This is a genomic window from Deinococcus marmoris DSM 12784 (assembly GCF_000701405.1).
GTDB classification, from domain to species: Bacteria; Deinococcota; Deinococci; order Deinococcales; family Deinococcaceae; genus Deinococcus; species Deinococcus marmoris.
On the sequence record NZ_JNIV01000115.1, the window covers coordinates 1 to 12,307 of the forward strand.

The window sequence follows — 12,307 nt, forward strand, 5'->3', positions numbered from 1 at the left end:
CTCCAGCCCACGGATGTAGAAGATTGGCGGGCTTTACGTCAAAGATTGGAAACCCGGCATGAATCCCGCCGCCTTCAGTCGCGGTTCCGACGAGCGCCCCAGGCTTGCCTGGCTCAGCTTGAGGCAGACTGGGACAAGCTGATTTTGCCACCGTAGTTTTTTTCTGCTGCGTCTATTCGGACAAATGCTTTAAACGGGCCGCCCGGCCATCATGAAGCTGGCGGTCATGCCGCCGTCCACGGGCACGATGGCCCCGGTCATGAAACTGGCCTCTGCGCTGCCCAGGAAATAGACCACCTGGGCCACTTCCTGCGGCGTGCCCAGGCGGCGCAGGGCGTGCAGATCCTCGTAATCGCGGCGGGTCGCGGGCGGATCGTCACTCTGCTCGATGCCCGCCAGCAACCCTTCGGTGCTGATCGCGCCGGGGGCCACCGCATTGACCCGCAGGCCGCGCGGGGCCAGGTCCAGCGCCATCGCGCGGGTCAGGTTGACCAATCCGCCCTTGCTGGCGGTGTAGGCCGCGTTGTCCTGTTCGGCAAACAACCCCTGCACCGAGGCCACGTTGACCACCGCGCCTCCCGGCGGCATCAGATCGATCAGGGCGCGGGTCAGCAGCAATGGGGCCGTCAGGTTCACGTTCAGGGTTCTGGCCCAGCCGCGTTCGCTGACCTCCAGCACGCTGCCGTGCGCGCCTTGATAGGCGGCGTTGTGGATCAGCACGTCCACGCCCCCCAGTTCGCGCGCCGCCCGCACGATGCGTTCGCGTCCGGCGGGGCTACTGACATCGGCCTTGACACGCCCCTGGCCCTTGAGGGTGGGCGGCAGGGTCAGGTCCACGCTGAGGACCCTGGCCCCCCGTTCGGCGTACAGCGCCGCGATGGCCCGCCCGATGCCGCGCGCCGCTCCGGTGACGACGACGTTCTGCTCCTGCTCCTGTGTTCTGGTCATGCCTCCAGTGTCGTTGACGGCGGCCTGGATGCCCAGGAGTTTCAATGGACGGTCAAGTTGTGCCGCCCAGGGCCACAGTGCCATCGGATTGATGTGCAGGTGCGTCCCGGCCCCAGCTTCCGCACGTCTTCCACAGCCATCAGATCGTGCGCCAGCGTGGTGGGCTGATTCAGTTTCGCCCGGCTCAGGGTCCGGGGTGGACGTCATCACCGAAATCCAGGCCCCAGTCCACCTGATTGCCCACGATGCGCCGCCGTTTGGCGTGGTACATCCGGGTGTCGGCCAGCGACAGCCAGTCGTCGATGTTGCCGTCCGGTGGCGGGTGCGCCACGCCCCCCTGCAAGCAGATCGGGCCAGGGCCGGGGGGCCAGTCGGCAGCGCGCAGGGCGTGGGTCAGGCGGGTGGCCAGCATGTCCAGGCGCGCCTCCGGCTCCCACACCAGCAGCGCAAATTCATCCCCGCTCAGGCGGAAGGCGGCGTCCGGGGCGGGGAAGGTCTGCTGGAGGACACGCCCCACCTCTGCCAGGACCTCGTCTCCCGTCTGGTGCCCGAAACTGTCGTTGATTCGTTTAAATTCATGGACATCGAGCATGACCAGGGCCAATTCCCGCCCCTGCTGGCGCGCTTTGTTCAGGCACAGGGGCACGCTGTGGTAAAAGGCCCGGCGGTTGGGCAGGCCCGTCAGCGCGTCCGTGTGGGCAAGCCGGCCCAGGTCCTCGCGCAGACTGGCATTTTCCAGCGCAATCGAGACGTGCTGGGCCAGCAGTTCCAGAAATTCCAGATCGGTGCCGTCAAAGGCCCTGGCCTCGTAACTCTGGATCGATAGCACGCCCGTTTGCTGGCCCCGGACCTCCAGTGGCACGAACAGCATGGACAGGGCCAGGCGGTCCGGCGGTCCATCCTCCTCACCCGGTTCCAGAACCACGCGGTCGTCCACCACCCGCCGGATGCGGACCGGATGTTTGTCCAGGTAGGCGGGGAAATCGGGAATGCAGAGGGACCCGCCGCGCAGCACACTCTCGATCAGGCCCTCGGGGTAAAAGGGCAGATGGTGGGTGTAGCGCCTTTCTTCCCGGTACAACTCCCAGCACCAGTCGCCGTCCGGTTGCCGCAGGGCCAGCAGGGTGATGTGGGCCGGGAACAACGTGCCAGCCTGCCGGTGGACCTCCTGCACCACTGCCTCTACCTCGTGGCTGCTGCGGGCCAGCGACGCCAGCACCTGTACCAACTGGTGATAGCGGACGAGCAGGGTTGTCTCGGTTCTCGGCATGGACGGACTCCAGAGTTCGGTAGGCGGGCCGGACGGCAGCGGGCAGGTAGGGGCAATCAATGAAGGCAGTTGGCAAAAGCGGTCAGGGTGTGAATGTGCGCCGTAGTCTCTCATCCTGGCCGCAGGACTGTCTTACGAGGATTCCGTCTGTTTCGTTAACAAACAGGGATAGCTCCGGTTTGCCAGTTCCACGCCCGGAACCTGTTTCCCTGCTTCTCGCTCTCGTCATGAACAGACTGTCGTCGTGAAATGGCAGCCCTATGGGGCGACTCCCCATGACTTGCAAAGCTCCGCAGGAGAGGACGCTCTTCCACGAAGCTTTTCAAGTCTGCTGGCGCAGCTCTGCGGGTCCCGCTCAGATTTCCACCGTTTTTGCACATGTATTCAATCGGAGTCCGTATTGCGTCAGGAATTCACTGATCTGTCCTGGACCAGGCACACGCTCCCCCGGTCTCAGGGCCTCCGTAACTCCCTCAACCGCAACCAGGATCAATGGGCGCGGTCCTGGTCCCCAGTCATCACCTGGATGAACAGGCGCGTCAGTTCTGGATCGAAATGCCGCCCCGCCTGCGTCCCGATCTCGGCCAGTGCCGCCTCTGTCGTCCAGGCGGCCTTGTAGGGCCGCTCGCTGGTCAGGGCGTCGTACACGTCGCACAGCGCGAACAGGCGGCCTGCCAGGCTGATCGCGCTGCCCGCCTTGCCCGCCGGGTAGCCCTGACCGTCCCAGCGTTCGTGGTGATCCGCGACCACCTCCAGCGCTGTGGCTGGCAGAAAGCACAGCGCCGTGGCAAAGCGCACGCCCTCACGTACATGCGAGCGCATCACCGCCCATTCCCTGGCGTCCAGTGGGCCGGGCTTGAGCAGCACCGCGTCAGGAATGGCGATCTTGCCGATGTCGTGCAGGTACCCGCCCCACCGCAGCGCCCGGATCTGGGACGGTGACCAGCACAGCGCCCCCGCCAGCCGTATCGCCAGAGCGGTCACGCGGTCCGTGTGGCCCTTGGTCTCGCCGTCGCGCACCTCCAGCGCCAGCCCCATGGCCCGCAGCGCCGACTCCCGCGCGTCGCTGGCCTGCTCGTCGGCGGCCAGTCGGCCCGCCAGCCCGGCGATGGTGCCAGAAACCAGACTGAAGATGGCGGCCTCCTCCATCTGCCAGACGTGCGGCGTGAAGGTATACATCAAAAAGGCCCCCAGCAATTCGCCGTCCCTGGCCCGCACGGGCGAGGCGGCCAGACTGGCGATGCCCACCGTGGTGAAGCCGACGGTGAGGGTGTCGCAGAGCGTGACGATGTCGTCGAAGAACAGGCAGCCGGGGGTGTCTTCCAGCGCCAGCATCAGCGGAGTCTGGAGGGGCAGCCCCCGACTGACCAGGTCCTCGACACGGGCAGTCTGCGGCATCTCCCCTGAGGTTGCGCGCACACGGTAACTCCGCTCCTGGGCGCAGGTGACCTGGACATAAGCCGCGCCCACGGCGGCGGTGCGGGTGATGAGGTACTCCAGCGTGGGGGTGACGCCCTGTTCCAGCGTGCTGGCAGAGAAGACTTGCTGGGTCAGGTCCAGCACCGATTGGGCCGCCAGCATGCGTACGTCCCTGGCCGGCGTCGGGCCATGACCACGGTTGGCGTGGCGTTCAGCGGGAAGCATGGCCCCAGCATCGTGGAACGTGCCTTTCACGGTTCTCACAGCAGACCAGCCCAAAGGGGGGCGGGGGGGGGCGGGGGGGGGCGGGGGTGCTAGCCGGCCCCATCCATCCAGCATCACTTCCCCCTGATGCCGGGCCACTTGTCACCGTCATCAGGAGTGGCAATGGTTTCAGGCGGAGTCCATCTCGCTCAACTCAAATCGCTTGGAGCAACGGTTCAATCGGAATCTGTCTCAGCCTATCGACGGGTCGGCCCACTCGCGCTCGGCGGGCCGCAGGTGTTGCCACAGCAATGCTTCCAGGCTGGCCTGCGTATGGTCTTCCTCTGCGCGCAGGCGCAGCAGCAGCAGACCCGCGCTGCGAAAAGCCAGGTTCTTGGCTTCATCGCGGCGGTGCTGTTCGGTGTGGTTGGCGTTCCTGCCGCCCAGTTCGATGGCGGCCACTGGACGGTGGCCGTCCAGCACCACGATCAGAAAGTCGATGTGTTCGTCACGCAGGCTGGCGAGGGCGGCCTGCTGCGGGGGCAGGGCGGCGACGATCACGAACAGATCGTAGAGCCGCACGTTGGGAAAGGCCCGGTAACCGGGGGGTAGTGCCTGTTCCAGGGTGCGGAAGAATGCGCCCTCGCTGAGGCTGAAAAATGGACTCCGGGTCTCGACGGCCAGATGCGGCGGCAGCGCGTCTTCCAGAGGGTCGGCAGCGGCAGGCACCGGCACCGGCGCTCCCGGACGGCTGGACGCCTGACGGCCATACCCGATCCGCAGCAGCATCGCCGCAGCGACACCCGCCAGCAGACCGAGCAGGAAGAGGACCATTCTCCGATGGTACACAGGCGGTCATGACAGCGCTCTAGCGGACGGGTGTTTTAAGGATTCAGAATCGAGAAGAGGGCAGAATTGAGAAGGGCATCCACGCTCAAGTGCGGACCCCGAGACCGCCCATGAAACCGGGAGGGAACTCAACACCTTTCGGCCCATCCAGCACCGCACCTGGTGCCCGGAATTCGTTTGTTTCGCGTAGAGACCGGGAAAGCGCAGGTTTCCACACCCGCAACCCGTTCTCCTCCTTCTCGCTCTGCTTGGCAGCTTTGCAGGTCTGCTCGGATCACACTTGGTTTCAACACCTTTCAATCGGAGTCCGTATCAGTGGGCCGCCACAACCTCTTTGCCGCGCTGCTCCAGCGCCAGCTTGTCCCAGTTCACGCGCCGCCGCCGCCACTCGAAGATGCCCACCTTGACGATTTCTTCCAGGCCGCGCGCTATGAATACTCCCCAGACGCCCAGCGGCGTGTACAGCCCCAATGTGACCGCCAGTGGCAGCCCCACCACGAACGCGCCCACCACATCCCCGAGGATGATGCCCTTGCCGTCGCCCGCGCTGGGCAGGATGCCGCCGCCCACGATCATGTTGCGGACCTTGAAAATCTGGGTGCTGGCGTTGATCAGAATGCCGATCACGGCGATGTTCTGCACGGCCCCGCCCACCTTGGGAAACAGGCCGGGGACGATCAGCGCGCTCAGGGCGAACAGTGCCCCAAAGCCCAGGCCCGTGATCAGCCCGGCGCGCGATATGCGGGCCAGCCACAGTTGCGCCCCCGCCGCGTCCCCCTGCCCCAGCGAACGCCCAATGAATACGGTGGCCGCGCTCATCAGGCCAAACGAGCCGACGATGAAGATGCCCTCCAGCGTCGCCACGATCTGACTGGCTGCCAGGGCCACCGTGCCGACGCGGGCGAAGACGGCAGCGTACATGAAGTTGCCCAGGCTCCACACGAATTCCGTGAAGGCCAGCGGCGCGCTCAGGGCGATCAGCGGCCCGGCGATGGCGCGCAGGGCGGCGCGACTTGGAAATTGCAGGGCGGCCAGATGGCGCGGCCCGTACACCTGATAGGCCAGCAGCAGGGCCTTGAGGCCGTTGGCGAGAACCAGTGCCCACGCCGCCCCCACCACGCCCAGCTCTGGCAGCGGGCCGACGCCGAAGACCAGCCCGTAGGCGGCCAGACTTTCTACCACCACCGTGAAACTGGTGACCACCAGCGGCGTGCGGGCGTGCCCCAGCGAGCGCAGCGCCCCGCTGAAGATCCAGCCCAGCACCCCCGGGACAAGGGCCAGCATCCCCACCTGCATGTACGGCACGGCGGTGCGGGTCACGTCCTCCGCGCCGCCCGCCAGCCGCAGCAGCGTGTCGGCGTTCAGGATGATCGGCACGGTCAGCGCGCCCGCCAGCACCAGACTGACCACCAATGTCACGCTCAGGGTCTGGTTGACGCCCGCGCTGTCGTTGGCCCCGGCCCGCCGCGCGATCAGGATGCTGGTTCCCGATCCCAGCGCCCCCAGCGTCACGAAAAACAGGAAGCTGAGGCTGCCGGTCAGGCCCACCGCCGCCACCGCCACCGCCCCCAGCGCCCCCACGATGACCTGGTTGATAAAGGTCAGCAGCAGTTGAATCACCATCTCCAGACTGACGGGGACGGCAATGGAGGCGATCTCGCGCATGGGCGACTTAATCGTTTCAGACGGTGGAGAAAAGGTGGGGATGGCAGACATAACGCGCCAGATTACACCTTTCAGGGCCGGAACAAATCAGCCAGATGGCGGAGGGTGGATCAGGCGGTCAGCCACGCCTTTCCCCTCGCTATTTCTGAAGCTCTCCTGCGTCCGGCACGGCCACGAAGCCGCCCTTCGGATTCTCCTGCAAGCGGGCGAACGGCGTGCGCGGATCGTGCGGGGTGCAGATGAGCGCGCCCTGCTCGAACCACTGCGGCAGGTACTTTTTGCGAGTCTCCAACGTGGTCACGGGGTACAGGTCATAGCCCATGATGTACGGCGTGGGCGTGTGGGCCAGGGTGGGAATCAGGTCCGCCACGTACACCAGCGTCTGACCGCCACTTTGCAACACGACGCCCTGCTGGCCCAGATTGTGGCCGGGCAGCGGCAGCACGCTCAGGCCGGGTCGCAGTTCGTGTTCGCCGTCGATCAGATCGAACAGTCCGGCGTCCGCGATAGGCTCGAACGTGTCCGGTACGTAGCTGGCGCGGCTGCGCTCGTGGGTGTGGCGGGCATCGTCCAGCTCGCGCTTTTGCACGGCGTAACGGGCGTTGGGAAACGTCGGCTCGTTCAGCGCGGTGGTGTTGCGCCCGGCGTGATCGAAGTGCAGGTGGGTGTTGATTACCAGATGGATGTCGTCCGGGGACAGGCCCGCGTTTTGCAGGCCCCGGAACACCGTCTCGTCGCGGTCCAGACCGTAGATCGACTCGAACTTCTCGCCGCCCCGGTCCCAGAAACCGGTCTCGATCAGGATGTTTTCTCCGCCCAACTGGATCAGCAGTGGGTTGATCCGCAGGGCAATCCGGTTCTGCTCGTCTGCCGGGGCCACCCGCTCCCACAGCGCCTTGGGCACGCTGCCGAACATCGCGCCGCCGTCCAAACCAAAGCTGGCGTCCGTGAGACTGGTGACCCGTACTGTGCCGATCTGCCGCATGTGATTCCAAACCATCGGGCCAGACTAACAAACGTTAGGTAGCGGATGGTCGGTTAGCCCTGCATCAGATCCTGATATTCGGGGTGCTTGCTGATGTAATCCGCGACGAAGGGGCAGGTGGGAACAACGTTCAGGCCGCGCTGCCGCAGATCGTCCAGCGCAAACTGAACCAGTCTGGAGCCGAGGCCCTGACCTTCATACTGGTCCTTCAATTCGGTGTGTGGCAACTCACGGGCATTGTCCAGTGGACGGTACCCGGCGTGGCCTGCCAGTTCGCCGTCCAGGTGAATCTCGTACTGCTGCGCGGCCTCGTTGTCCCTGAAGGTGATCTTTCCCGAATCGCTGGTCATGCTCCCAAGCTAGGGCTTACGGCATCCAGATAAATGCGGGAGGAGTTAGGGTTTTGTTGCTGTTGCCGCTGTCTACCCCCCTGTCTGCTCCGGGGCTTCACCCGCGTCCACCAGGGATTCCAGCAGACGCATGGCCTGTTCCAGCAGGTGGGCCTGCACGCGGGCCGACGCACGCGCCTGCCGCCATTCCAGTCGCACGCGCGCCAGACTCAGGGGATCGCCGCCGCGCTGACCCAGCACCCTGAGCCGTTCCTCCAGCGCCCCCACCTGCTGGCGCAGCGGCACGAACCGGGCCTGGGCCGTGCGGGCGGTGTGGAGCGTGGTCTCCAGTCGTGCCCGCGCCTCCGCCTCGGCGGCTTCCAGGGCCTGCTGGGCCTGCACTGCTGCGGACTCCGCGCCCGGCCCGGCCCCGGCCCGCCACTGGGCCAGCTTGAGGGCGTGGCGGGCACGCAGCACCGCCGGGTTCAGCGGCACTTCCAGCGAGAAGAAGTCATGGTCCAGTCTGGCCTCGCAGGGCGGCAGGGGCTGATCGGCGTCGCCTGCCTCGATCAGCGGCGTGAAGGCCTGCAAGAAGGCGTCCAGTTGGGTCAGGGTCAGGCGGGCGTGCGCCAGTTGGGCCGTGACGTTCTGGCCCCCCGTGAGTTCGGCCTGGAGTTCGCGGACATTCAGGCGCAGCCACTCGGCCTGGGCGGCGGCGGCGGCCACGGCGTCGGCCACCTCGGTGCGCGAGTGATCGGCCCGCAGGCTGCTCAGCATCTTCTCGGTTTCCCAGCGGCGCACCTCGGCCAGGGTGGCCTGCACGTCCCACTCGGCAGTTCCGGCCAGCCCCAGCAGTGTGGGATCGGCGCGGATGGCCCCCAGACTGCGGCCCGCGATCTCGGCGTTGGCGCGGGCCAGCAGCAGCGGCAGGTCATGCGCCCGCCTTCCCCAGCGCAGCGGCGCGGGCGTGGCTTCGGGGGCCAGTGGGCCAGAAGTGGGCTGGGCCGGAACCGGAACGGTCTGGGCGTACTCCGCGAGGTCCACGGTGGTGCTTTGCAGCCAACTGTCGGCGCGGGTGTCCCCGACGCTCCGGCGCAGGCTGCTGTAGACGTCCTGCAACACGGCCACCACATCTCGCGGCCCCAGCGCCCGCAGCGCAGGCCAGCCCCGACGCTGCACCGCGCCCTCAATCGCCGTGTCGGCCCCATGCAGGCCCAGTTCCTGCCCCAGACGGGTCCGCAGCCACTCGCGGTATGGATCGTGGCTCACGGCTGCCCCCCGCTGAACCTGACATCCCGGCGCTGGCGGGCGCACTCGAACAGCATCAGTGCGGCGGCGGTGGCCACGTTCAGGCTGTCGGCAGCGCTGCCAGCCGTCATGGGAATGCGGACGCTCAGGCCCGCGCCGTTCCCGGCCTGACGCCAGTGCGCGGATAGCCCCCCGTGTTCGGTGCCCAGCAGCAGCGCCAGCCGCCCGGTCAGCGGCGCGTCCCAGTAGACGTGCGGCGCGTCGGGGGTGCAGGCCACCGTCACGCAGCCCTGCGCTGCCAGATAAGCGTGGGCCTCATCCTCGTCCAGCGCCACCACCGGCAGGGCAAACACGCTGCCCTGGCTGGCACGGATCACGTTGGGACCGTAGGGGTCTGCGCCGCGCCCCAGCACCAGCACCGCCGCCGCACCCGAGGCGTCTGCCGTCCGCAGGACCGCGCCCACGTTGCCGGGTTTTTCCAGGCCGTCCAGCACCACCACCACGGCGTCGGGGGCCAGATCGGGCAGGGCCACCACAGGCCGGTTCGCCACGGCCAGCAGCCCATCGGGATTCTCGCGCCCGCTGACTTTCCCAAAGGCGGCGGGGGAGAGCAGGGTGGGCGCTCCCGGCAGCAGGAGGGCCACTTCGGCAGCCTCTGGGCTGTGCAGTTCGGGGCAACTGAAGATCTCGGTGGGCATCACGCCCGCGCCCAGTGCCCGCGACAGCTCCCGCGCGCCCTCGATTAAAATGACGCCCTCCTGCTCGCGGCCCCGCCGGGCGTGCAGGCGGACCAGCCGCTTGAGCTGCGGATTTTGCAGGGAGGTAATGGGAGGGGTGCTGGGATCGGCGCGGGTCATGCCGGGCCATTATGGCAAACCTCCTCTGTCTGCGCCGTGACAACAGGGTGGCTGTGGCCAGAAGTGTGGTCAGCACAGCCTCGCCATACGCTGTACCCGGTTCATCTGACCCCACCCCATACCCCTGGTTGCGTTAGCTTGGCACCATGCCGCTGGCCTACCCTCCGTTCAAAACTTGCCCGTGCGGCTCCGGGCACAGCTATGCCCATTGCTGCGGCCCGGCGCACGACGGTTCGCGGCCCGCGCCCACCCCTGAAGCCCTGATGCGCTCGCGCTACTCGGCCTACGCGCTGGGCAATGCCGCCTACGTGCTGGCCACCTGGCACCCGGACACGCGCCCGGCGAACCTGCACCTGAATCCGGCCACCCGTTACCTGTCCCTGAAAGTCTACGAGGCCAGTGGCAACGAGGTGGAATTCAGCGCCGCCCTGCAAGTGAACCGGGGTGAGCGGTACGTGCTGCGCGAACGCAGCCTGTTTGAACAACTGGAGGGGCGCTGGGTTTACGTGGACGACATCACGCCGCCGACGCTGGACGCACCGGAAGGGTGAGGCTCAGGCCAGCACGCCAACATAGATTTCTTCGAGGGATAGGGCGCGGTTCAGGCATGGCAGATCAATTGCGCCCTGACCTCTGAATTCTTCCAGTAAGTAGTTAACGGGAGTAGAATAAGGCATATCCAAATGTCCGTATCGGCAAAAAATCCCCTCTGGGTGCGGCATATGAATCTGACCGATGCCCGGATTTGCACCCGCTAGCTACTTATCCATTCTGTTGCCTTGCGCCCGTAGTGCAAACGCTGGCATAGTTGTTTTCTGCAAAAATTTTCAAAGCAATCTGATATACTCCCAAGTATCTGATTAGCGCCGAAGTGCCATCAGGACAGCCACGGGGTCTTCGCCCCGCAAGCGGGCCGTTTCCACCACGCTCTTGATGCGGGTGTAGGTGGTGGCCCCCAGCAGATTCTTGCTGCACTGAGACACCTTCCGCGCCATGACCACACTCCGCAACGCCCGCTCGGCGGCGTTGTTGGTGGGCGGAATTGCCGGGTCCAGGAGGAAATACAGCAAACGGCCCCGAAGATGCTGTTTCATGAGTCCCTGTCGCAACCGCTCATTGGTTGTAGTTTTCAGGGGAGGACGGTTCAACAACTGGTTCAGACGCAGGGTGAGTCCCTCACCCTGCTGAGCGTATTCCTGTCGATTGATCCGTCCCTCGTGGTACGCCGAGTGGAGGCGAATCCCATCCCGGAACACTTGACCCAACCGCTGGGCATAGAGGTACCCGCGTCCAAGACGTGCGCGCCCTTGTTCAGCCGCTTCGTCCGCGTTGCGGATCAGGTGCGCCAGACATTTCTGTTGCACCATCTCGGCGAAAACCCGACTGTCGTAGACCTTGAAGCGATCTGTGACCAGCGTTCCGGCGAAATGGTCGCCCAGGACGGCGCGCACCTCGGCGTTTGTATGCTGAGGGTTGGCCCGGTAGAGCACCACATCGGCGGAGAGAAACGCACTCATCCACGCGGCCACGCCATTCATCCGCCAGCCCGTATCGTCGTGGTGGACATACGGAGCAACTTGAAGCTGTGCTTCAAGCGACTGGATCTGAACGGCCAGTGGGCGGCCATCGGCGGCCAGTCGGACGGCGGCCTGATTGATGGCTCCCTGAGTGACACGGATCCCTGTGGTCAGTTCCAGGACGCGGGGAAGACGTCGTTCGGGAATGCCCTGCTCGTGACGCAGGGTCTGGATCACAGCCTGGAGCCGTGCACCGTGACGGTGCGCTGTCGCTCCGCACTGATCAGGCGCAAGATCGGCATGTTCACCGCGTACCTTCTGCCCGCAAACTGGGCAGATCATCACTGGGACGAGATATTCGGTGATCAGTCTGGCCCCCTCGGCTTTCAGGTCCGTGATCCAGGCCTTGTCCATCTGCTTGAAGACCAGTTCGCCCGTGTAGCCGCAGGTGGTGCAGGTATTGGGAATAGACACGGAGATGGTGGCCTGAACCTGACCAGGTTCAGGCGGGGTCTTGTACGTGAACGTTCCCGTTCCTGCACGGCGTCCAGGGGGCTGGGGATCAGCCTTGCGCGTCTCGCGGCTGAACGGCGCAGCATATTTGCTGTGCCTTTTGCGCTCCAGCTCCTCAATTTGCTTTTTCAGACGAGTGTTTTCGGCACGGAGCGCGTGATTCTCGGCTTCCAACTGCTCAAATCTTTCGGTCTGCTGACGGATGATCTCCAGCACATCACCCTCTGTCAGCGTCCCGGCCATGCCCCGATTCTAGCGAATCCTGCCCGGTTCAGGCCACCGGGTCAGGAGCGCTAATCAGATACACTCCCAATAACATGGCAGATAAAGACAAAACACCTTTTGCTTACCTTGAGCGATATCCCGATACCGATATTTTCTTTACTCAAGTCTCAGAGGAAGTTGATCAATATTTTGAGGAGAGTATCATTGTTCTAGATACATCTACTCTACTTATCCCATACAAAACCGAGTCAAAATCTTTAGATGAGATTGGGTCAGTA

The 12,307-nt window shown here is 65.3% G+C and carries 12 protein-coding genes; 2 read left to right on the forward strand and 10 right to left on the reverse strand.

From position 1 onward, the window contains the following. Positions 1 to 189: 189 nt before the first annotated feature. From Q319_RS0119670 to Q319_RS0119710, 9 genes are all read right to left on the reverse strand, one after another. A complete protein-coding gene (locus tag Q319_RS0119670) occupies positions 190 to 948 on the reverse strand; it encodes an SDR family NAD(P)-dependent oxidoreductase (protein ID WP_029484140.1) in 759 nt (252 codons plus the stop codon). Between the two features lie 184 nt (positions 949 to 1,132). Next, complete coding sequence (locus Q319_RS0119675) at positions 1,133 to 2,218, reverse strand: sensor domain-containing diguanylate cyclase (protein WP_029484141.1); 1,086 nt, start codon at positions 2,216 to 2,218, stop codon at positions 1,133 to 1,135. Positions 2,219 to 2,707: 489 nt separating this feature from the next. Next, positions 2,708 to 3,862 carry an HD-GYP domain-containing protein gene (locus Q319_RS0119680; RefSeq protein WP_081846191.1) on the reverse strand — a complete coding sequence of 385 codons (1,155 nt, stop codon included), beginning with the start codon at positions 3,860 to 3,862 and terminating at the stop codon, positions 2,708 to 2,710. A 231-nt stretch (positions 3,863 to 4,093) separates the two neighbouring features. Next, positions 4,094 to 4,675: a DUF2726 domain-containing protein gene (locus tag Q319_RS25795; protein ID WP_051655590.1), complete on the reverse strand. Its 582-nt coding sequence runs from the start codon at positions 4,673 to 4,675 to the stop codon at positions 4,094 to 4,096. Between the two features lie 327 nt (positions 4,676 to 5,002). Beyond that, a complete protein-coding gene (locus tag Q319_RS0119690) occupies positions 5,003 to 6,406 on the reverse strand; it encodes an MATE family efflux transporter (RefSeq protein WP_029484144.1) in 1,404 nt (467 codons plus the stop codon). A gap of 88 nt (positions 6,407 to 6,494) precedes the next feature. Further along, positions 6,495 to 7,355 (reverse strand): MBL fold metallo-hydrolase, encoded by an 861-nt coding sequence (locus Q319_RS0119695; protein WP_029484145.1) that lies wholly within the window; start codon positions 7,353 to 7,355, stop codon positions 6,495 to 6,497. Between the two features lie 38 nt (positions 7,356 to 7,393). Then, positions 7,394 to 7,690, reverse strand: a complete 297-nt coding sequence (locus tag Q319_RS0119700; protein WP_029484146.1) for a GNAT family N-acetyltransferase — start codon at positions 7,688 to 7,690, stop codon at positions 7,394 to 7,396. Between the two features lie 72 nt (positions 7,691 to 7,762). Next, a complete protein-coding gene (locus Q319_RS0119705; protein WP_029484147.1) occupies positions 7,763 to 8,938 on the reverse strand; it encodes a hypothetical protein in 1,176 nt (391 codons plus the stop codon). Further along, positions 8,935 to 9,774, reverse strand: a complete 840-nt coding sequence (locus Q319_RS0119710; RefSeq protein WP_029484148.1) for a TrmH family RNA methyltransferase — start codon at positions 9,772 to 9,774, stop codon at positions 8,935 to 8,937. Before Q319_RS0119710 ends, Q319_RS0119705 begins: the two co-directional genes overlap by 4 nt. Positions 9,775 to 9,920: 146 nt before the next feature. Between Q319_RS0119710 and Q319_RS0119715 the strand changes: the two genes are divergently transcribed. After that, positions 9,921 to 10,325 carry a YchJ family protein gene (locus tag Q319_RS0119715; protein WP_034415968.1) on the forward strand — a complete coding sequence of 135 codons (405 nt, stop codon included), beginning with the start codon at positions 9,921 to 9,923 and terminating at the stop codon, positions 10,323 to 10,325. 309 nt (positions 10,326 to 10,634) lie between these two features. On the opposite strand, the gene tnpC is transcribed toward Q319_RS0119715, so the two are convergent. Continuing rightward, positions 10,635 to 12,047 (reverse strand): IS66 family transposase, encoded by a 1,413-nt coding sequence (gene tnpC / locus Q319_RS0119720; protein WP_029484150.1) that lies wholly within the window; start codon positions 12,045 to 12,047, stop codon positions 10,635 to 10,637. 74 nt (positions 12,048 to 12,121) lie between these two features. On the opposite strand from tnpC, the gene Q319_RS27440 reads away from it, so the two are divergent. After that, positions 12,122 to 12,307: hypothetical protein (locus Q319_RS27440; protein WP_156039474.1), on the forward strand; the 186-nt coding region annotated here is incomplete at its 3' end.

Coding starts and splice junctions, on each gene's coding strand:
- Q319_RS0119670 (WP_029484140.1), bottom strand. CDS start 948: ATGACCAGAACACAGGAGCAGGAGCAGAACGTCGTCGTCACCGGAGCG.
- Q319_RS0119675 (WP_029484141.1), bottom strand. CDS start 2,218: ATGCCGAGAACCGAGACAACCCTGCTCGTCCGCTATCACCAGTTGGTA.
- Q319_RS0119680 (WP_081846191.1), bottom strand. CDS start 3,862: ATGCTTCCCGCTGAACGCCACGCCAACCGTGGTCATGGCCCGACGCCG.
- Q319_RS25795 (WP_051655590.1), bottom strand. CDS start 4,675: ATGGTCCTCTTCCTGCTCGGTCTGCTGGCGGGTGTCGCTGCGGCGATG.
- Q319_RS0119690 (WP_029484144.1), bottom strand. CDS start 6,406: ATGTCTGCCATCCCCACCTTTTCTCCACCGTCTGAAACGATTAAGTCG.
- Q319_RS0119695 (WP_029484145.1), bottom strand. CDS start 7,355: ATGGTTTGGAATCACATGCGGCAGATCGGCACAGTACGGGTCACCAGT.
- Q319_RS0119700 (WP_029484146.1), bottom strand. CDS start 7,690: ATGACCAGCGATTCGGGAAAGATCACCTTCAGGGACAACGAGGCCGCG.
- Q319_RS0119710 (WP_029484148.1), bottom strand. CDS start 9,774: ATGACCCGCGCCGATCCCAGCACCCCTCCCATTACCTCCCTGCAAAAT.
- Q319_RS0119715 (WP_034415968.1), top strand. CDS start 9,921: ATGCCGCTGGCCTACCCTCCGTTCAAAACTTGCCCGTGCGGCTCCGGG.
- tnpC (WP_029484150.1), bottom strand. CDS start 12,047: ATGGCCGGGACGCTGACAGAGGGTGATGTGCTGGAGATCATCCGTCAG.